This window comes from Paenibacillus sp. FW507-14B1B, assembly GCF_058781425.1.
The window spans coordinates 223159-245264 of record NZ_JBYSWS010000003.1; the positions used below are offsets into that span (position 1 = coordinate 223159).

The window sequence follows — 22106 nt, forward strand, 5'->3', positions numbered from 1 at the left end:
AATTAGTTCACTATAGGAATATCTCTTAATGTCAGCGAAATCGGGCAATGATCACTACCCATCACATGGCAATCGATTGCCGCATCAACGAGCTTCTCTTCCAGACGTGATGACATGAGGAAATAATCGATACGCCACCCGATGTTTCGCTCTCTCACCTTTGCCATATACGACCACCAACTGTAGACGTCTGTGCGGTCCGGATACAAGTGACGGAAGGTATCTATAAATCCGGCTGCCAGCAAGTCTGTCATCTTACCACGCTCTTCGAGTGTAAAACCGGAGTTGCCCATGTTGGATTTTGGATTCTTCAAATCGATCTCAGCATGAGCGACATTAAGGTCCCCAGTGACCACTACAGGTTTAAGTTTGTCCAGCTTTTGCAAATAATTGCGAAACCGCTCCTCCCACTCCAGTCTATAATCCAGTCGGCTAAGATCGCGCTTCGCATTCGGCGTATACACATTCACTAGATAAAAATCTTCAAATTCCAGGGTGATTGTCCGGCCCTCGGGCTCGCTGTTCTCCTCAATCCCGTACCAAACTGACAGTGGAGCGATTCTAGTGAATACAGCTGTACCGGAATAGCCCTTCTTGATCGCATAGTTCCAATACTGATGGTATTCGGAGCCTAGATCCAGTTCAATCTGCCCTTCTTGGAGCTTTGTTTCTTGAACACAAAATATATCAGCATCTGCCTGTTTAAAATAATCCATGAATCCTTTTGTGACACAAGCTCGTAAGCCGTTAACATTCCAAGATACCAGCTTCAATGTCTTCCCCCCATTCCAATCTATATCCATGAATCGATGTTCTATGATCCTACTTCTATGATCCTACAAGTCTACTATATTAACACGCGTTTCCCAAGGCAAACAATCGCTCATGCATCGGTCATTCCTGTATATGAATATTAAGCCAAGCACCGGAACAACCTAACCGTTGGCAGGAATACTGCTGCTAAAACGATAAGCCTGGACATAATTTTGCATTCCAAGGAGGTTCCACACATGACAGGAAGAAACAACAAACCGAAGAACGACGGACCATCCAGCAGCCCAGATCGGCTTGATCAATACGGAGACAAGCTGGCCTCCCATAACGAAGAGGAATTCACTTCTGCCGTCGAGAATGCTGAAGAGCATTGCAGAGACGAGGAATAACCCGGAAGAGCGTGTAACGAATAACAGCACATCCATTTGGATGTGCTGTTGTTATGAGGAAACAATCCCTACTCATTCAACTATGCTTCTAACGCTTCATAAATCCCTTGCCCTGCAAGAAATCCTTCATATGAAGTCGAACTGGTTCTGCTAAACGTTTAGACATAAATTGCGACCAAGCTGCAGCTGGCTTATCGCCGCTTCGTGCACGCATGTATTCAGTATATACCTTGTCGTAGTTAGCAGCCGCCTCTAGCGTCTGCTCTACGTTGTAGGTTCCCTTGTGTAGGACGCCGCTTCGTGGCAAACGTGGGCGAATACCTGGCTCCTGATCAGGATATCCGACACACATACCGAACAGTGGATACACGAGATCCGGCAATTTCAGCTGTTCTGCAAATTCAGCAATTTGATTACGTACGCCTCCGATATAGACAATTCCTAGTCCCATCGATTCGGCAGCTATGGCTGCATTTTGCGCAGCCAGCGCGGCATCAACGGTTGCCACGATGAAATTCTCAGTCGAATCCACATAAGATGGCTGTTCTTCCATATGCACCTTACTTACTTGTGTTAGACGATATAAATCTGCGCACCATACGAGAAACACCGAGCATTCTTCAATATATGCCTGATTGCCCGCAAGAGCCGATAATGCCCGCTTCTGATTCGGGTCACTGACGGCGATAACACTATATGCCTGAACGTTACTTGAGGTGGAAGCCATCTGTCCTGCCTCAATAATCGTATTTAGTTGTTCTTCTGTAACCTGCTGATTGGTATATTTACGAATCGACCGATGATTCATAAGTAAAGATATCGTTTCATTCTTATTTTCATTCACTTGGATCATCACTCCTAGTTTCGTTTATATACTTATTCCCCTTACACCTTCATTTATCCATTATACAACAAGAAACCCGTAAGACTCTTATAAGCCTGACGGGTGTCGATATGAATGATTCAATTATACGACATCGTATCCTTGTTCTTCGATTGTTTCCTTAATCTGATCCACAGTTACCTTAGTTTCGTCATATTCCACCGTCACGGTGTTTGCCGCCAGATTTACTTTGCCGCTCATACCCGCTTCTTTCAGCGCGCCTTCTACCGAGTTAACACAATGGTTGCATGACATGCCTTCAACGTTCAGTGTAATTTCTTTCATCGTAATTCCTCCTTAGCTCATTTACCGATGTTTCACCGGGTTATCTACATCCACTCACTAAGTTTAACCTTAGTGATGTGATCCATTACGTAAATGAAGGGAAATTCCTTCTTCTACGGTTAGTACCCTGTAGCTACTTTCATTAATCACTGCACTCATTATACTATACCCCCCATGGCTATGTAAAGTGATTAATAAACACACTTCGCTGCATTGTTAGGCGCAATATGTTTTTTTTCTACTATATATAGTGTGCCCAAACCATTTTTTGATATGTTAAGACATATTTAAAAATATTTATCTCTTATCTTATAAAAAAAGATGTTATCTCGCTTTTTTCGCTGGTATAATAATCTATAAATGTCGAGATAGACCAATAAAATTCCTTATTTCACAAATGATTACTTTTTAGTCGATGAATTAAATTTGTGAGAATTATACATATGATCCATTACACCAAACATAGTTACACGAAAGAAGGAAACTCAATGGTTTTTGACGGTATTATCATAGGATTGATTGTTGGATTTCTTCGAGGTGGTATCCGTAACGGGCTATTGAAGTTCAGCCAGATTAAACTAAAAGGCGGCCTTATCTTCCCACTACTACTAATCATCCAATTCGCTATTTTCCGTTTCCAAGATAACAATCAGGCACTTGCATCTGCAAGTAATTATGCATTTATACTCATCTATATTATCGGAATGATCTTTCTGTGGATGAACCGTAATCAAAAAGGGTTTACCCTCGTTCTACTCGGAGTATTCCTTAACTTCTTAGTCATGGCTGCAAATGGAGGTCGAATGCCAGTTTCACTTCAAGCTGCATCTGTGCTTGATCCCTATTATGTGGACATGCTCAAGAGCAGTGCCGTAATCTCAAAACACTTCTTGATGGATGCTTCAACCAAACTGCCTTTTCTAGGTGATATCATTCCGTTATCTCCTCCATATCCCAGAACGCAAGCGATTAGCATTGGAGATATTGTGATGAATTTTGGCATCTTCTTGTACATCGTTCATTTAATGACACCTAGCAAAAATCCATCTGATGCTAAACGCTCTAATCTTGGTGAACCTCAAAATTCATAATATATTCGAGTTCACGATTTCTCGAAAGGAGGGGATTAAACATGAAAAAAACAGATAAAATCAAGTATTCCCGTATTGTTATTAACGCTATTATCGTAGCTTCGGTCGTAGTTGCTTTGACTTCCGGTTACAAGATTGGATAATAATGCAAAAGACAGGCTGATATCAGCCTGTTTTTTTATTTATCACATTGTATTGCCAAGGTTTATATCATAAAATATGGAGACATCATCAATGTATGCCAAGGAGAAGTAGTGTCTATGTCAAAACTCAGTTTCTCTCATATTAGCAAGCTTAAATCGAGCCATCTACTCGCTATTTTTATCACCTTAGTGGGCGTCTCTGTGTTTTTGTATAACCATCATTGGGATTTTGTTAATTATTCAATGATGGATTGGATATGGATTTATGCTATGCTCGGAGCTTGCTTATTACTTGAATATTATACGTTTCAGCTACCTCCTGAAGGCAATAAGCAATCTATGGATTCATCCGTATATTTAGCTTCTCTGTTTGTCTATGGTACCTCTTTCACTTTATCTATTCTACTGCTCAGCTCTATTATCTCAGCAGTATATGAAAGACGAGTTTCCTGGTGGAAACATCTTGTAAACTTCTCCATTTATTCCATGATGATCACAGGCTCTGCTTTCATTTTTGAAACTCTAGGTGGCCATGAAGGACCTATTGAAAATGAGAATATCTTAGCTTACATCATTACACTAACCGTATATTTTGCGATCAATGTAGGACTAGTTGGTTTCTATTACTACTTATTATATAAAGGATCTCTCATCGAGATACTTAATGGCTTTCTTAAAGATACTTTACTCGTTTATCTCAGCACGCTCATTCTTTCTTTGGTTCTATCTATTTTAATCATGTATAACGGAATTTTTGGACTAGCTTTATTTATAGGTCTCAGCACCATGCTCTCCTACTCATTTAAGCAACTGTTTACCATGTACAACGAAATTCAGGAGAAAGCGATTAAAGATCAGCGAACCGGCTTATTCAATCACAGCTATTTCGAGAACTTACTCGATGCCGAAATGAAGAAATCAAAAACTTCGGGAACTGCTCTCTCACTAGCTATGATCGATATCGACGACTTTAAGAAATACAACGATCAGTTCGGTCACCTGAAAGGAGACTTACTACTCGGGTTTCTAGGTGACTTCCTGAAGAATGAATGTGAACCGGCTGAGGTCACCGCTTCTCGTTTTGGTGGAGAAGAATTTACGATTCTTATGCCTGGTTTCGACGAGAACAAGGCTCAGCATTTCATGAATCGTCTCCGTAAGAAACTGAACGATAGCTATTTTGAAGGCGTTGAAATCTTCCCTGCTGGCTGTCTGTCTTTCTCAGCTGGAATTGCCAGCTATCGAGATGACATCCATGATAAAGCACAGATGGTCGATCTCGCTGATCAAGCGCTCTATTATGCCAAGAAGCAAGGCAAGAACACCGTGCACATCTATGGAAGTGGCTCGTCAAAAGAATATGAAATCGATTTCGCAGAAGATGTACGTGATATAGAGCAGCAGCTAAAGCTGTTCCTCTATAAAGATGTCGATACCTTTAAGCATTCGAAACGTGTATTCCGCTATGCGGTAGAAATGAGTGAAGTGCTCCAGTTAGAAAGCACGGAGCGAAGAACTTTTGTGCTTGGTGCGCTCATTCATGACATCGGAAAGCTTGAAATACCTTGGGGAATCTTAAATAAGAAAGATAAACTTACCCCAGATGAATGGGAAACGGTCAAACGTCATGTAAGTTGGGGTAAACGAATTGCCGAAACGAATGAGAAATTCAAAGAACTCGTGCCCTATATTGAGCTTCATCATGAGCGGTATGACGGTGGTGGCTATCCACATGGCTTCAAGGGTACTCAAATACCGAAACTGTGCCGAATGCTCACGGTTATTGATTCGTTTGACGCAATGACCACGGAAAGACCCTATCAGAATACGAAAACTTACGAAGAAGGAATTGCTGAGCTTAGAAGATGTTCAGGCACCCAATTCGATCCCGAACTTGTAGAAATCTTCATCCGTTATATGGAACAGCGTATTCGGGAACAGCAGCAACCTGCAGCTGGGTTCGAGTCTTAAGCTGATCTCAAGATGTTTGATGCTTCCTAAAAAAAGGTATAAATAAAGTATCAATCAAAATGAGGTGAGATTAATGGCCGACAAAAAGAAGGACCTTCCGCTACACAATGGACCCGGAAACACAGATCACCCTGAACAGTATCCTACAGAAGAGGAAAGTCTGTTTGATCGATTTGAGAGCGAGAAGCATGTCGACCCCATCCCCATGGAAGATCTGAATTTAGAGAAGCAGGAAGAGAAACGCCGGGACGGGACGTCTAAAAACCGCTCATCCACGGATTCGAAATATCATAGCGGTTTCTAACGACATACCTTATGGATGTCCGATATGAGACTCCGTTGACAACGGAGTCTTTTTATATGATCTGGATTTCTTTAATATATAGGGAGAATCCGGTTCATAAATAATGAGATGAATTGGAAGCACTTAGAGATAACACATAGAGTGGAGTGGACAATTTGTTTTCCATTTGGTCCCTGAGTCGAATGAATCGAAAACTGCTGCTTGCGATTATTGCTGGAGTTTTCCTCATGTCGTGTCTGTTGATTATTGGAGGCGGAAAGAACGGGCCTCAAGGCGCCATTATTGAAATGGAGCAAAAATATCTAACGAGTGCCTCCATGATTGGTCAACTAGACCATGAGGGCGCTTCTTCTGTAGTCATGCCCGGCGTACCGCTCATGATAGCCGGACTAACCAAACTGTTCGGAGATGATGGACATGCGCTCACGGCCTATCGATTGATTCAATGCCTGTTTCATGCTTTCTCTGTCTACCTGGTATTTGTTCTGTGTAGATATATGTTTAATACATCGACGGCATTATTAGCCTGTACCATCTATGCCCTTTACTGGCCAGCATATGGCGTGGTCCGGTTGATCCTGCCGGATACCACGATGCAGACCCTTATGCTCATGCTCGTATGTGCAGTGATTGGTGCACTCGAGTTCAAACAAGCAGGATGGTATACCGCTGCTGGTATTCTTACAGCTTTTGTGGCCTATTTCAATCTACAGGCTCTACTATACCCCGTTCTCTTTATCGTCCTGTGGCGAGTATACCGTAGTCCGTGGAGAGTCATTATTGGAGGAACACTGCTGATTACACTCGGATATCTTTTGGTCTTGTCACCATGGTGGCTCAGTATCCCCCTGTTCGAGAAGCTAATGTATCTTCCTGGCCCGTGGAATATTGCGCCGCTCTGGCTAGAGGCACGCTTTATCGAAGGTAATCCCATTATTCATCTATACAGAAGTATATTCGGTGGAGTTTCAACGAAGTATGCTGGCCGTTTCGATCAGGAGGAAGCTCGGCGTGTAGTCCAATCAGCTTTAGATTTAGTACGGCTAACACTACTGTACACAGGTGTCGGTGGCCTCGTGTGGTCTGTATGGAAGTACCGTCTAAAGCGACAGCTGCCCGTACTACTTACACTGCTGTATTTCATCACAGCTGACTGGCTCGTCCCAAGTCTCGATGGTACTGGCTTTCCCTATGGAGTCTTTCTCTTAATGTTCACTGCATTTATTGCTGATAAAGCTGTGATCTATGCACATAAATCGAGCTTACATCGCTCTTCACGGCAGCGGTAATATATATGTTAAGCCTCCTAAACGAACAGGCCGCTCAAGGGGATAAACCCTTGAGCGGCCTGTTTACTTTTAACGAGAAATGCTACCTCTTGCTATCCAAATATACGGCGATATCCTGAATGAGATATGCTCCTGTCACCTTTTCCCCATTAAATGCGCGAATAACCAGGCGAACGGACTTGGCTTGATGGACTTGATCCAGCTTAACTTCGAATGTTTCAGCCTCATCCTCACGGTTACTCCATTCAACTAGCCCTGACTCTCCAACTTTATACCAATCGTTCGTACCGTCTAATGATACTTCAATGTCCCACTGTGTTGGTCCCTGATTCAAACCAGCTCGTGTTGTTAAAGTTATCATATCGAATATATGTGGCTGCATCCAATCCAAATAGATATAGTGAGGCAATGCCTCCCCTGGCTTACTTATTAATGCGGTATTCGGATCACCGTCATTAATGTAACAAATATGCGATTGAGCGTTATACAGATCTCCCCATGTAATGTCATTACCGACACCACTAAGAGCATAGCGAGCGAGATTACCTTCCGTACCCTCCAGCGGAATGAGCTCCATAGGCATACCTTCACGCTTATACACCCTTAAATAATCAACGAGGAACTCCTTCGGATAAGGAATGGAGCGATCCAGTTCACCAATCCAGCCCCCATCCCCATCATTAATCTGAAGCAAGGTAACCATCGGATAATCCGGTGACTGATCAATTTCCCAATATAACTCATGATCCAGATAAAATTTCATGCCAGATTCATCCCATTCAAAGCCATACACGTGAAAATCTTCAGATAAGTCCACATCCGTACGATACGGGATATGCGCATATTTCAATTTCGTATCCCGTAACGCATGGAGTGTCGTATTCAGTAGATGCGTATCTTTTCCTAGCATTTCAAAAATATCAATTTCTGCATTCTGCTCCTTCTCATTCTCAAACCCAATCATCCACCAAGCTGAATTCAGTCCACTTCCTTTCGCTACCTTCGCGCGCACTTCAAAATAACCATACTTCGTCACCAAATTCATGAAGGCACGATCATGATGGTTAAGCCCTAAATCATCACCGTACCGGTGCAATCCATCTCGCATCCCTGTAACAATAGCCGACACACGCTGATGCTCATCAGGCAGCTGTAGAACGATACAGCTATTACGGAATTGATATGTGGCCTCTGCCTCCTCTAACGTCTTCCAGTGTGACAACCCATACGGTGAGAATTTGGTCTGATCAAGCTCTGGACCCTCAAATTCTTCGTTAAAAACGAGAGTCCAGCCTTCCTTATGCATCCACTCTGTCATGATCTCCTCGCTCCTATTCCGTATATTCACGTCAGCCCGTGATGCGTTTACTGTTGGTTCTTAGCATCCTTAATCTTGATCGCAGATTCTTCTTCAAGCACTCGAATAAACTCTGGAATATTCATATCTGAGGTCGCAAACTTCTTCATGGCTTCATTCAGATCAACATATTTGTCCCATACACTAGCTCTTGCAGCAGGAAGTGCGAACTCATTTTGGAACATGGCCATAACATTCTTACCTTGATGATCGGGATTATCTGCACCAAATTGTTTGCGGATTTCAACATCCGAAGTAGCTGGGATTGTACCCTTCCTTGTTGCTTTTGTTTGATTCTCTATTGAAATAATCGCTTGCAGTACTTGAAGTGCTGCTTCCTTGTGCTCGCTATATGGGTTAATTACGGTAGGTGCCGTATGAACCGCTGGTGCGGTTTGCGGAATGTCTGACCATGAAGGAATCGGGAGAATGTCCATGTCCTTCTTGAATTCAGCTCTTTCCTCCGGTGTCTCTCCACCGAACCAAGTTAGAAAACCGTGCCAGTTAAACTCCATAGCTGCTGTTTTTTGCATAAATTTATCCGGTTCATCGGGGTTGTAAATCCCTGGAATACTATAAATCTTCTTCATGAGGTCCATGTACTTAGTGAATTCCGGATTCTTAGACAGAAGTACTTCTCCTGTATCCGGGTCTGTTAAGGTGGTAGATAACTGTAACAGTGCGGCATCTACTGTATCTGATCCGAACTCCAAACCGATATACTGATTCCCATCACGGGTCCCTGTCAATTTCTTAGCAAGCTCAATCACTTCATCCCAAGTCATGTTATCTGTAGGATAAGGAACCCCGAATAGATCAAACACTTCTTTATTGTAGAAGAAACCATATATTCCCCCGTTGCCTGTCAATCCGATTAGTCGTCCCTCTGGGTCTTGTGAGCGAATCAGCGCAAGAAACGAAGGGTCAACGGTGCTTAGGTCAATCCCATACTCCTTCACCATGTCATCCAGTGGCTGTACCATATCCAGATTAAGTAATACATCAACCCCAAGGTTAGGTGTTAATAAGTCGACTACCGTCCCACTGCTGTTGATCTCTTGGATCCCTTCAGCAGTCCCATTCCAATCTACATATTCGAATGTAATATGCGGTACGAGTTCCTTCATGTCTTTAGCAAAATTGTTCATGAAGTTCTCCTCGCCCCATTGAGTGGCTACTTTTAACGTAACCGGTTCATTGGTGAACTGCTTTACTTCTACAGGTTCCGGCTCCTCCACTGATTGTTCTTCTTGCTGTTCTGCATTCTCCCCTGTCTCTGTCGATTCTGTTGTCACTGGTGAATCACTTGCTCCATCACTGCTTTCGCCAGAAGAACATGCCCCGAGCACTAACATAAACAGAAAACACATGATAATAAGCAGACTCAGACCTTTAGCATTTCTTCGTTTCATACATACCCCTCCCTTAATCACATTACCAAATTCACAAAAACCAATCAGAAAAGAATGATTTCAGGATATACAACATCCATTCCGTCCTGATTCCTTGCCATTAGCAAGTTCATTCTGAATCTAGATCCCTCAACTGAGAAAGCGCTTTCCACACAGTTCTTAATTCATAGTTTACTCGCCTAGCCATGGGAAGTATTTAGCCCAGAGTAACACTTTTATAACAAAAATAACCCCCTACTCTTCTAGGGGGGAGACAATATCTAGAGACGATATCAGTGTTGCATTGAACTGACTAAGGCTGATTCCCATCCGTTTTTTGAACATACGACTGAAAGAGTGTAGCTCACTGTATCCAACCTGATTCGCAATCTCGCTTATTGAGAGATCCGTTTCATGCGCAAGCTGCTTTGCCTTCTCGATCCGAATCATAGCGAGATAATCCGACGGTGTCATCCCATAACACTTGCGAAATTGACGTATAATATAGTTTCTGCTGAGACCTGTCATCTCGCTAAGTGTATCTAAACGAATTGTTGTATTATAGTTTTCTTTAATGTAATTACATATCTTCACCATTTTCGCATTAATCTTGGTTGTTGGTTTCTCCGTACCTTCTACAGCATTGTTATCCGTAAGTTCATATAGTATTTGCAGTAGTAAGCCTTGTGCAAGCATATTGCTTGTTAATGTCTGCTGCTGGGTGGCCTGGATTAAAGTGATGAGTTTACCTAATAACACTCCCTCGGAATCATGCCCTCTCATATAATCCCGCCCACGGAGCATCGAATCGATTGGAGACTTAGATCGTCCAAAATGAAATGAAATAGTAATCCCTACATAGGGATTGTGCTTAGATGGCTGTAATGAACGCACAGCATGGGGACTGATGATGTAAATATCTCCTTTTTCAACTGGAAACTTCACACCGTTAATCATATTATCTGCTACCCCATCGACTCCATATAGAAGCTGGTATTGGCTAATTTCCTGCGGAATCATAAACCAGCCTGCCGGGGGCTTATACATATGTGCCAGCGTAATGTAAGGTGGATAATAGAACTGATCCTGCAAGAGCGGAATGGTTTCCTCAGGACTTAACACGGGAAGCTTATCATACATAACCAAATCTCCCTCTCCTGTCATAGGTTAAGAACCTGAGGCTAAGCCTCAGGTTCTTGATCCAATAGATATGCAACGAGTACGATCCTAGCTCGCTTGTTCTACTTTAAGTTTCTCTTCCTTAATTTTAATCTCCAATTCTTCTTCTACTTTACGCAAGAATTCTGCGATATTCATATCTGAATTTGCAAACTCCGGTAACTTCTCTACGATGAAATCCTCAGCCATTTTTTGATATTCCGATTTTCTTCCCTCTAAGACTCTTGCATTCTCAGGGAAATATGCCTTTACATTCTGACCTTCATACACTTGTTGTTTCTCACTACCGAATGTTTCGATCGCCTCTGGACTTTTTAAGACGGTTGGGAATCCATTGGCAGAGAAATATGTCTGCATATCCTCGGATACCTCTTCTTTCATCCACTGGAATGCTGCATCCTTATTCTCACTGTATTTATTTAAGATGAACATATGCGCTTGGGTTGGTGGTGTGAACATATCTTCTCCTCCCCAGATTGGAACGAGAACGGCGTTCGTGTTGGCCCGTACCTCCTCAGGAATTCCCCATTCCATATATGTTGGCCAAGATACTAACATCGCAGCTGTACCATTAGCAAAAAAGCTTGCCTGCTTCTCTGGATCACGTTCGTATAAGCCTGGGATGCTGTAGAACTTCTTCATCAGCTCAAAGTATTTCGTGACTGCTGGCTCCTTCGTAAGAATGACCTCATCCGTTTCAGGATCTACAAAATTCGAAGTAAGCTCCTTCAGAGGTGCTAGTGTATCGTTAGTCACACTATTCTTATGTCCTATGGACAGACCGCGATATTGTATTCCGTTTCGTTCTCCAGTCAGCTTCTTCGCAAGGTCAATCGTCTCATCCCATGTCATATGATCTGTTGGGTAAGGTACTCCAAACATATCAAAAATTTCTTTGTTGTAAAATAGTGTGAATGTATCCGCAAATGTAGGAACCCCAATTACAGAGCCTTTCTCATCATATGAGCGAAGTAAGGACATGACCGATGGATCAATCAGACTTGTATCCATCTCATATATTTTCATATAATCATCTATTGGTTCGATCATACCAAGCTCCTGTAAGCCGGATACCCCCACCGATGTATAGATGATATCAGGAACAACACCACTAGCATTTAATTCTTGCAGCGCTACAGAATCCGCACTACCTTGAATCCAATTCACCGTTATGTTCTTTCCTTCTGCCTTGAGCTTGTCTTCGATCGGCTTCATCAAGACAGAGGTCAGATCAGCACCCCATTCATGTTGAATCGTTATCGTTGTCTCTTGGCTGAAATCCGTAACCGCTTTACTCGCCCAGTCCACTTCTTCTTCCTCAGTACCTTCCACTTCTTCCGTTCCCTCTGATTGTGCTTCAGTGATCTTCTCTGGTTCTGTCTCTCCCGAACCACTACTACTACAGCCTGAGAGTACTGTTGTTAGCAAGAGTATTAAAGTAATGATTAAAAATATTGATTTTCTCTTCATGTGAATCCCCTTTATCATCTAGTTTTCTTGCACTTTATTGCGATGAAGTACCGATATAAAAGCATAGCAGAGACATCGTAACTAAGGGACCTGCACCTATTTACAGTGTCTCTGCTATATAACGGAAGCTCTACTTCTCTACTTTCAGCCTTTCTTCCTTGATCTTAATCGTTAATTCCTCTTCTGCCTTACGCAAAAACTCTGCAATATTCATATCCGAAGTTGCAAATTCGTTTAACTTACTCACCAGAAATTCTTCAGCCATACGTTGATATTTTGACTTTCTTCCTTCCAGAACTCGTGCATTTTCAGGGAAGAAGGATTTAACATTCTGACCTGCATACACATCTTGTTTTTCCTTACCGAATGCTTCAATAACCTCAGGGCTTCTTAACACGGTTGGTTGCCCGCTGATCGCGAACTGCATCTGGATATCTTCCGCTACAAATTCTTTCATCCATTGGAAAGCAGCATCTTTTTGCTCACCATACTTATTTAGGATAAACATATGTGCCTGGATTGGTGGGGTGTACTTATCCTCTCCTCCCCATAATGGGAGAAGTACTGAACTCGTATTGGCTCGAACATCCTCAGGAATTCCCCAACTTAGGAATGTCGGCCAGGACACTAGCATGGCACCCGTTCCACTGACATAGAAGCTATCTTGTTTCTCTGGATCACGTTCGAACATTCCCGGGACACTGTAAACCTTTTTCATCATTTCAAAATATCTAGTTATCGCTGGATCTTTCGTAAATAGTACTTCATCCGTTTCTGGATCCACGAAATTTGAGGTAAGTTCCTTCAGAGGAGCAAGAGCTTCACTTGTCGTGCTATTTCCGTATCCAATCTCCAGACCACGGTATTTCACACCGTTTCTTTCCCCCGTCAGCTTCTTAGATAACTCAATCGTCTCATCCCATGTCATATGATCTGTTGGGTAAGGCACCCCGAACATATCAAAAATCTCTTTATTGTAGAAGAGAGTATACGTATCCGAAAACGTAGGTACACCGATCATTGAGCCTTTATCATCATAGGATCGAAGTAAAGAAATAACGGATGGATCAATCTGGCTTGTATCCATTTCATATATTTTCATATAATCATCAATCGGTTCAATCATATCCAGATCTTCTAGAGCTTCTGTTCCAATGGATGTATATATAATATCTGGCACAACACCACTAGCATTTACTTCTTGTAATGTATTGGAATCAGGTATACCCCCAATCCAGTTCACCTTGATGTTCTTACCTTCTGCTTGGAGCTTATCTTCAATAGGCTTCATGAACGTAGCGTTTGCTTCCGGACCCCATACATGCAGAATGGTAAGGGTTGTTTCTTCACTAAAATCGGTAACTGCTTTACTCGTCCAGTCGATTTCTTCTTCCTGCGTAGCTTCTTCGTTGTCCCCAGCTGGCTCTGTTGTAGCTTCAACTTCCGGGTCCTTCGTTACCGGCTCATCGCTTCCGCCCCCAGTGCAGCCTGAAAGTAATGTTGTTAGCATAAATACAAAAGTAATGATTAGAAAAATGGACCTTTTCTTCATTTTATTATCCTCCTGTATTACCTCAATTTTTCATACAGATTCCTTCAAACCTGTACATTATGGCACTATCAACAAAGTACACTGGAGCGCTAGGTACAGATTTTATTAGAGGTAAATTAGCCAGGAAGCTTGCACCTAATTTATTAGCTATGTTAAATATTCAGGTACTTAAATACGATTGTTTCTAACTCGGACAAAGACTTAACTTTTTTCTTTCTTCTGCTTCTCTTCCTTGATCTTAATCGTCAACTCCTCTTCTAGTTTTCTTAAAAATTCAGCAATATTCATATCTGAATTCGCAAAGTCTTTTAATTTTTCTACGATCAACCCTTCTGCCATTCTTTGATATTGTGATTTTCGACCTTCAATGATTCTTGCATTCTCAGGAAAAAACGCTTTCACGTTTTTACCTTCGTAAATATCCTTCTCACTTCCGAATGTCGCAATGACTTCCGGGCTCTTCAGTACGGTTGGATATCCAGCAGCAGAGAACTTCATCTGCATATCCTCTGCAACGACCTCTTTCATCCATTGGAATGCCGCGTCTTTTTGCTCACTGTATTTATTCAATACATACATATGAGCTTGGGTTGGTGAGGCAAATTGCTCCTCCCCGCCCCAGATTGGCATGAGAACGGCATCGGTATTCGGCCGAATGGTCTCAGGAATTCCCCATTCCAAATATGTCGGCCAGGATACTAACATTGCAGCAGTTCCACCCGCGAAGAAACTGGCTTGTTTGTCCGGATCACGTTCATAGATGCCAGGTATGCTGTAGAATTTTTCCATCAATTCCAAATACCTAGTAACTGCAGGCTCCTTCGTCAGTAATACTTCATCCGTTTCAGGATCAACCACATTCGTAATAATTTCTCTCAGAGGAGCTAGAGCCTCACTCGTCACACTGTTCGTGTAGCCCATCTCCAGACCACGATAAGATACACCATTTCTCTTACCCGTCAGCTTCTTCGCAAGCTCAAAAGTTTCATCCCATGTCATATGGTCAGTCGGGTAGGACACGCCAAACATATCAAAAATCTCTTTGTTGTAAAATAACGTGATTGTATCCGCGAACGTAGGAACACCGATCATAGAACCCTTATCATCATAGGAGCGGAACAACGATACTACCGAAGGGTTGATTGTGGTTTCATCCATTTCATATATCTTCATTAAATCATCAATGGGCTCAACCATATCCAGTTCTTTCAATCCGTCAGTCCCTTTGGAGCTGTAAATAATATCAGGGACCACCCCCGTAGCATTCAACTCCTGCAAAGCTTCCGAAGTAGAATCACCCTGAATCCATTTAACCGTAATGTTCTTCCCTTCTGCCTTGAGTTTATCCTCAATTGGCTGCATGAGTGGGGCAATCTGATCGAGCCCCCACTCATGCTGAATTGTAATGGTTGTTTCCTTACTAAAGTCGGTTACAGCTTTACTCGTCCAGTCTACTTCTTCCTGTGCATCTTCATTCGTCTCCACCTGATTTGCTTCAATTTCAACCTCCGGTTCCTTAGCTACCGGTTCATTGCTGGTACAACCTGAAAGTATTGTTGTGAGCATAAATACAAAAGTAATGATTAGAAAAAACATTTTTTTCTTCATATATACCCTCCTGTATTATCTCAATAAGGTTTTCGTTTCTACTCAACCAAACCAGTACGCTCAACACTTTCAACGAAGTATCGCTGTGCAACTAAATACAGAATTAGTGGAGGTAAAATAACCAGGAAGCTCGCCCCCATCTTAATCGGCTCTGCCAAATATTCAGGCAACCCCCCGTTCGAAATGAATGTTGTTAACTGGCTATCGATAAAGGACATCTTTAGTGCAAGCGGCATATCACCGCTTGAACCGAGGAACATCCTAGGATAGTACGTATCATTCCAAGTCCAAACGAACGAGAACAACAGGACAACAAGAATCGCTGGTCTTGCCAGAGGAAACATGACTCGCATGTAAAATCTAATTGCACTTGCACCATCGATCCGAGCCGCTTCTTCCAGTGCTTTTGGCTGCGTGGAGAAGAATTGACGGAAGATGATAACAAACAATGCGCCCTTAACTCCAAACCCAAAGATAGAAGGCAGAATTAATGTTAATAAATGACCGTTCAGTCCGAGCTTGGTATACACCATAATCGTCGGCAAAATAACAACTTGCGGCGGAATGATGAATGCCAAGAAGACAAGGAATAGAATCGTCTTCTTGAATGGGACATCCAGCCTCGCTAGTGCATAGCCTGCTAACCCGCACGAAATACAGTGTAGTACAGCGGTTGAAATCGCTATCAGTAGACTGATGGAAAGTGACTTTGGATAATCCAGCAGCTTCCATGCTTCAACCACATGACCGAGGTAAACCGATGATGGAATCCATGTAACCGTTGGATCTATTAAATCTTTGGCACTCATGACCATTTTTACAAGCATTTTTAATATCGGGTTCATGTACACGTAGGAGGTTACGATGAATATTCCGTACAAGACTAATTTAAATAATAGTCCTTGATTCATCTCTCGTCCTAGAATGGTGTACTTCACTTGCCGCAATCCACGTTTCGTCGTGACCTTCTGTTTCACACGCGTCGCTAAGTCAATCTTCATGTTCTGCCTCCCTTCCGCATTAACGATTTGCTCCGGTATGTTTCCGGTTAATTCTACTGTAGATGAGAATGACAATTCCCAAGAAGATAAGAATAATAGCGAAGTAAATCCATGCTAGTGCACTGTTAAATCCGTAGTTCCCCGTATTGATTAAGCTAATAACAGGATTGGAAGGGAACGTGAACATATCGACAACGGTATAAATTAGGTTCAGCAGGATGAACGGTGACATGGCTGGAAGTGTGATTTTCCAAAATACTTCCCACGGCGAAGCGCCATCGATACGAGCTGATTCATAGGCCGAAGTCGAAATGGTCTGAAGCCCTGCAATAAAGAGCAAAATTTGCACCCCGGAATACCATAATACGAGGACAAACTGATTCAATACGGTCTTTACAGGTTTCGCCCAAGAACTATCTCCCAGGAACATATCCATGTAACCACCAATATTAAATCGTTCAAGGAAGCCTAAGTTTCCTTCCCCTTGATTAATAAAGGACATCAGGACAGCACCTGTAGAGAAGATGACTGGCAAGAAGAAGATCGCACGGAACAGGAATCGACCGGGTAGCTTCTGGTTAAGCATGATGGAGATCATCAAGGCAAAGATAACGATAACCGGGATCATGATGACGACTTCTTGAAAATATGGGATCAATTTATCGTAAAAGTCCGAGCTATTAAACAGGATTTCACGATAATATTTAACACCAACGAAGTCATACACGATTTTCTTCGGTAATATTTTGACCGTGTGAAAGCTCATAAAGAGTGAGAAGACTAGCGGAAACCCTAAAAAAGCGATAAAGCCAATCAGCCATGGTGCGATAAATAATGCCCCTTCAAGCTTACGTGATCTTTTTGCAGACAGTATTCGCCTAGGGGCCATATTACGCACCTCCTTTACTTACGATATAATCTTTTGCTTTTACAACCAGGTTGCCTACACGAACCTCTTTATTGTTATAGTTCACGACAACTTGCTTACCATTACTGTAAGTTGTCTCGAATACGCCGCCTACAATTTCACGATGTCCTGTAATGAACTCGTTCTGTACATCCCCAAGCGCCTCTTCGTACTTCTGATACTGGGACACGATCTCATCAATCCAGTCCTTGTAGTTCGTACTGTAGAACTCATGCAGAGAAAGAGATTTCAATAGCTCCTGTGAAGAAGCATTCGTTACGACAAATGAAGGAACCGCACCATATTCAATCCCTTTCAAGAAATTATCCGCGTAATCATCGCTTAGATTCGCATACTCGAATGAGTATGTTGTAAGACCATGCAGCGCAATTTGGGCAAATGGTACAACACGATCCACGAACAAATCATAGGAGAAATTAGAGGCCATATTGTCCATATGGCTAATGTATGGATAAGTGTAAGAATTTCCTCTAAATCCGTTGACACTGCCGAAGGTTTCTTTTGCCTTCGCGTACAAAGCGCTCTGAATTTCTTTTGACTCTAATCTTGATGTTAGATAATTCTCATTAAAGTCCGTATTCAAGAACGTTCCAATTCCTTGGCCGAATAAATAGCCATTAATGCCTAACGACTTCGCTTCTTCCAGATCTCCTTCGATAACCCCTTTCATGAACTGCGGACTGACAAATGTCTTACTTCTGTTATCCCAGTTCATCGATTCAATGACCGAAGAAGCTAGATCACGTAGGCCGTCTCTATTTTTACGGAATCCATCTTTCCCACCTCTATTGTACGTATAGGAAGAGGCATCAAGATAAACGCTATAACCCTTTGAATGAGCAAAATTGGTAAACTTCTTCATCCCTTCGTTACCACCAAGTTTATCGGGAACGGGGAAGTCACCACCAAATTTACTGTATCCATCGTTTTGCCATCCGAGGTAAGTGATATCCATATTATCTACACCAAGCGCAGACAACTCCTGGACAATCCCTTCGGCCTCTTTGGTCGTTGTTAAAGGCAGGTAGGAATCCCACAGAAATCCGTCTTCCGTATCTCCACCGAGCAGATGCAGCTGAAGCCTCAGCTTTGCTTGATCGCCTTCTAACGGTTTCATTGCCGACTCCTTCATCAACAGTTCCCGATAGCGTTCAGCAAGTGTTACATAACTGATCTCCTCGCTTTTCTCCTCGATCATGTAATAGCGAGTCGCACGATCCGTCTTCGTAATTTCCTTGCTATACGTCAAGTATCCGTTCTGCTTCTTCGTATCTGTCGGTTGAAAGAACTTGAACCGATATTGATATTCCGGTGCAACCCAGTTAAATTGACTGAATGATCCTGAAGGTGCTGCGACCACATTCGCGTATTCTTCACCTTCCGTGATGACGCCCAGAACCGCTTGCTTATTCGACTTAATCCCGAATACGGGCATCGTAATGGGATTACGATCTGACATGGTATTACGGTTACTGTATGCCCAGTCGTCACCGTAGACACGTTCCGTATAAAGGTTCTGTGTCCCTGCACGACGTTCTCTGAAGTCAATTAATGCTCCCGGGCCGTCCGGAATGTATAAGAAGCCATCTTCATCATTCGAGGTCTGTGCACCCAGGAAAGGGAATAACCGAATGGATGCAAGGCGAGCCATTGGATCTTTTTTCGGCTTCGGCGCCTTCACTTCTTTCCCGTTCTTATCCACGGTCGTTGCCGCTGGTTCTTCCTTCGGAATGACCTTCTCATCCACCAGACCTTCAGCTAATACTTTTGTTTCCACAAAGTCCTCGCCAAGCTTTACTTCTATCGGAATGATGAAGCCCAAGTCCGGCATTTCATACACCACTTTAAAGCCCTGATCAATTGCTTCAAATTGGCTGATTACACCCTTTTGTGCATAAAGGTTCGTCTCCTTCAGCAAATCTTTACGCAGATTAAACTCCACATAGCGGAACATGAACGGCGAGGCAAGATGCAGCTTCCATGCATCTGTATTCAGCTTATCCTGAAAATCTTTGGGATTCGGAAATGATCGCCATACCTCGCCAGTTGCTTTGCTCGTAACGGTAAAGTGACCTGAAGCCTTATCTACTCTGAGCAATAACTTTCCATTCTCCGCAATCTGCTCGAATTGAGTCTCATCGGGTAGCTTTCCACTCGATTTCGCAGGTGCTGCAGCCTTCGTCTGTGTTGCGGTCTGCGTTTCCACCTTGGTCTCACTCTGAGCTGCGGATTCAGTGGCTGTCTTAGATTCGGTCTGCGTTTCAGGCTGCTTCTTATCCGCTGAATCGGATTTAGCAAAGATGAAACTGCCGAGCGTCGACGCGGATAAGACGCAGATCGCAGCTACCATTAATAGTTTTTTGGAGCGGAATAAGCGCATCACATCGACACCTCCTGATAGATCGTGTAAATGAAGTTACCAAATTCAGATGTAAGTCCGATTAAGATGAACACCAGCACCCACATGATGGTCATCGTGATGACCGTAAGTGTAATGTTCAGTACCGTCTCACCAACGCCATAGTTCTGCAGTGCTTGAATATTCCAGAAAAATAGTAGCCCACTCCACAAGAGCATACCTACCTCAATGGAGCTGTAGATAGATGCTTCACTTAGTGTGAAAATGTTCGAAATAAGCGCAAGTGGAATCCCGAACAACACGACTGGAAATAAGGAATAACAGCTTCCGACGAATACATCCTTGAACCGCGCCTCACCTTGCTTAATGGAACCGACGAGATAATTACATATCACCCATGAGAACCATACGGCTAAGAAAATCGTCAGCATATAGGTTGACCCTTTGGCATAGACCGGCACCGGATTATAGGTAAAGCTCGTATAGAATGATTTCACGAGTAGCATGATTACCGTTAAGATCAGAATAATGAAGGCGCTAATGTAGCCACCCCTATTCAGGTATCTCAAATCTCCAAAACCATCAATCGGATGTTTCAAAATGTAGAATACATGTTTTAATTGCTGGAACCAGGTTCGCTTATTTAGCTTCTTCGCTTCCGGCATGATTCGGAAATTCAGTCTTTTCTTCAGCTTTATATACAACCAGAGCAAGAGACCCGCAATAATAGCACCATTCGCTAAGGTAGAGAAGTTCTTCTGGAACCACTGCAAACGAATTTGCCAGAATGAATCAGAGTACCCCTCACCATCCCCTGCAAGCTTAAACAAGTCTCTAGCACGTTCGTACTCACCGCGCGAATATGCTGCTTCGGCGATTCCTTTGTATGCCGGGGAGAAGTGAGCATTCAACTTCAGAACTTTGTCCCAATATTGCTCCCCTTCTACATACTTACCTTCCTGCATCAAGCGATACGCTTCATGAACCGTTGCTCCAAATTCAGTCGGCTCATAGACCTGAATGAGGTTCAGCGCTTCATCCAAAATATAAAGGCGTTTATTCGAATTCGTCTCTACGGCAACGGGAGCTGCGGTTAAACCAACCAGTGAGTTCCCTAATGCAGAGCGTCCCGACCAGTAGAACAACATCGTTCCGTTAGCATCATACTGAGAAACAATGTTACGCGACTTATCAATAATTGTTACATTTCCATTTTGATCTAAGGATACGTCGGTAAGCTGCTTTTCGATCTTCTCATCGGTTTCTACAGTAGCTAACGAAAACAATCGATCATTGAACGACATTTTTTTCCATATGTTTTCGCCGCGAATGTTCAACTTCTTTACTTGCTCTGTCTTGGAACCGGACACCGTATAAATAAAGCCTTGTTGATCAATATCGATATTTCGGATGGTTACAGGCAATAGTCGTACTTGACGACTTAATTGCTCTTTCGAATAAAACTGTCTTCGAATAACGTCCATGACCGTGACTTCTGTTTTATTCGTTCCGAAGAACTGATCGAACTTCCCTTCGGGTGTAAATTGGATAATCCCGTGATAACTCCCTTTGGATACGACATATATAAAACCGCGTTTATCAATAACCATATTCGTCGGTTCATATACGAAAGATTCATTGATGAATCTTGATTCAGGCCGTCCAATTTCTTTCAGTAATTTCGCGTTCTTATCCAGCTGAACAACCCGCTTATTTCCTGTATCGGCGATGAAAATATCACCATTATCTGTTACAAACACACCTTGAGGTTGATTTAGCGGGCTCTCTGGTACGGTGATGGATCGAATAAATTCACCATCTTCACTCAGATGAACAATCCGATTATTGTCCGTATCCGCAATATAAATATCATCGTTGTCCGCTATGAATAAGTCCTGAGGTCGTTGCAGTGATGAATATTCAACCTCACCTTTATCATTGACTATTGGAATTTCCTGCGCTATAACGCCGACTGGAGAATAAGCAGATTGAGTCATAATCGTACGCCCATAACTATCCTCTGTGAACGTACGATAAGGAACATCAGCACTCGCTTTCATCGGGAATCCAGTCAAGGCAATCAAGCAGACTAGCCAAAGCACATATTTCGATTTGCTTTGATTGTTGTGCAT

General features: G+C 42.8%; 18 protein-coding genes. 5 read left to right on the top strand and 13 right to left on the bottom strand.

The features are described from left to right. Nucleotides 1–2: 2 nt before the first annotated feature. Nucleotides 3–773, bottom strand: coding sequence for an exodeoxyribonuclease III (locus AC3WJJ_RS16765; protein ID WP_492543067.1), 771 nt, complete (start codon nucleotides 771–773; stop codon nucleotides 3–5). 237 nt (nucleotides 774–1010) lie between these two features. Here AC3WJJ_RS16765 and AC3WJJ_RS16770 point away from each other — a divergent pair, with 237 nt between their 5' ends. Next, on the top strand, nucleotides 1011–1163 hold the full coding sequence (locus AC3WJJ_RS16770) for a hypothetical protein (RefSeq protein ID WP_492542439.1): 153 nt from the start codon (nucleotides 1011–1013) through the stop codon (nucleotides 1161–1163). An 88-nt stretch (nucleotides 1164–1251) separates the two neighbouring features. Here AC3WJJ_RS16770 and nfsA read toward each other — a convergent pair whose 3' ends face one another. Next, complete coding sequence (gene nfsA / locus AC3WJJ_RS16775) at nucleotides 1252–1971, bottom strand: oxygen-insensitive NADPH nitroreductase (RefSeq protein ID WP_492543069.1); 720 nt, start codon at nucleotides 1969–1971, stop codon at nucleotides 1252–1254. 159 nt (nucleotides 1972–2130) lie between these two features. Continuing rightward, on the bottom strand, nucleotides 2131–2331 hold the full coding sequence (copZ, locus tag AC3WJJ_RS16780; RefSeq protein WP_492542441.1) for a copper chaperone CopZ: 201 nt from the start codon (nucleotides 2329–2331) through the stop codon (nucleotides 2131–2133). 488 nt (nucleotides 2332–2819) lie between these two features. Between copZ and AC3WJJ_RS16785 the strand changes: the two genes are divergently transcribed. From AC3WJJ_RS16785 to AC3WJJ_RS16800, 4 genes are all read left to right on the top strand, one after another. Continuing rightward, nucleotides 2820–3422: a DUF5317 domain-containing protein gene (locus AC3WJJ_RS16785; RefSeq protein ID WP_492542443.1), complete on the top strand. Its 603-nt coding sequence runs from the start codon at nucleotides 2820–2822 to the stop codon at nucleotides 3420–3422. Between the two features lie 260 nt (nucleotides 3423–3682). After that, nucleotides 3683–5536, top strand: coding sequence for a bifunctional diguanylate cyclase/phosphohydrolase (locus AC3WJJ_RS16790; RefSeq protein WP_492542445.1), 1854 nt, complete (start codon nucleotides 3683–3685; stop codon nucleotides 5534–5536). A 73-nt stretch (nucleotides 5537–5609) separates the two neighbouring features. Then, nucleotides 5610–5840, top strand: a complete 231-nt coding sequence (locus AC3WJJ_RS16795; RefSeq protein ID WP_422659540.1) for a YczO family protein — start codon at nucleotides 5610–5612, stop codon at nucleotides 5838–5840. Nucleotides 5841–6022: 182 nt separating this feature from the next. Then, nucleotides 6023–7129 (top strand): ArnT family glycosyltransferase, encoded by a 1107-nt coding sequence (locus AC3WJJ_RS16800; protein WP_492542448.1) that lies wholly within the window; start codon nucleotides 6023–6025, stop codon nucleotides 7127–7129. A gap of 82 nt (nucleotides 7130–7211) precedes the next feature. Here the strand turns inward: AC3WJJ_RS16800 and AC3WJJ_RS16805 are convergent, their stop codons facing one another. From AC3WJJ_RS16805 to AC3WJJ_RS16850, 10 genes are all read right to left on the bottom strand, one after another. Then, entirely contained in the window at nucleotides 7212–8447 is a 1236-nt protein-coding gene (locus AC3WJJ_RS16805; RefSeq protein WP_492542450.1) for a family 16 glycosylhydrolase, read from the bottom strand. A gap of 47 nt (nucleotides 8448–8494) precedes the next feature. Then, nucleotides 8495–9898 carry an ABC transporter substrate-binding protein gene (locus AC3WJJ_RS16810; RefSeq protein WP_492542452.1) on the bottom strand — a complete coding sequence of 468 codons (1404 nt, stop codon included), beginning with the start codon at nucleotides 9896–9898 and terminating at the stop codon, nucleotides 8495–8497. A 234-nt stretch (nucleotides 9899–10132) separates the two neighbouring features. Then, a complete protein-coding gene (locus AC3WJJ_RS16815) occupies nucleotides 10133–11017 on the bottom strand; it encodes an AraC family transcriptional regulator (protein WP_492542453.1) in 885 nt (294 codons plus the stop codon). Between the two features lie 87 nt (nucleotides 11018–11104). Next, nucleotides 11105–12526, bottom strand: a complete 1422-nt coding sequence (locus tag AC3WJJ_RS16820; RefSeq protein ID WP_492542455.1) for an ABC transporter substrate-binding protein — start codon at nucleotides 12524–12526, stop codon at nucleotides 11105–11107. Between the two features lie 130 nt (nucleotides 12527–12656). Next, entirely contained in the window at nucleotides 12657–14078 is a 1422-nt protein-coding gene (locus AC3WJJ_RS16825) for an ABC transporter substrate-binding protein (RefSeq protein WP_492542457.1), read from the bottom strand. Nucleotides 14079–14279: 201 nt separating this feature from the next. Continuing rightward, the gene (locus AC3WJJ_RS16830; RefSeq protein WP_492542459.1) at nucleotides 14280–15686 is read right to left on the bottom strand and encodes an ABC transporter substrate-binding protein; all 1407 of its coding nucleotides are present in this window, start codon (nucleotides 15684–15686) and stop codon (nucleotides 14280–14282) included. Nucleotides 15687–15724: 38 nt separating this feature from the next. Next, nucleotides 15725–16687 carry a carbohydrate ABC transporter permease gene (locus AC3WJJ_RS16835; protein ID WP_492542461.1) on the bottom strand — a complete coding sequence of 321 codons (963 nt, stop codon included), beginning with the start codon at nucleotides 16685–16687 and terminating at the stop codon, nucleotides 15725–15727. A 19-nt stretch (nucleotides 16688–16706) separates the two neighbouring features. Next, a complete protein-coding gene (locus tag AC3WJJ_RS16840; protein ID WP_422659531.1) occupies nucleotides 16707–17576 on the bottom strand; it encodes a carbohydrate ABC transporter permease in 870 nt (289 codons plus the stop codon). 1 nt (nucleotide 17577) lies between these two features. Then, on the bottom strand, nucleotides 17578–19995 hold the full coding sequence (locus AC3WJJ_RS16845; RefSeq protein WP_492543070.1) for a DUF5696 domain-containing protein: 2418 nt from the start codon (nucleotides 19993–19995) through the stop codon (nucleotides 17578–17580). Next, complete coding sequence (locus AC3WJJ_RS16850) at nucleotides 19995–22106, bottom strand: YIP1 family protein (RefSeq protein ID WP_492542463.1); 2112 nt, start codon at nucleotides 22104–22106, stop codon at nucleotides 19995–19997. The genes AC3WJJ_RS16845 and AC3WJJ_RS16850 overlap by 1 nt, the downstream gene beginning before the upstream one ends.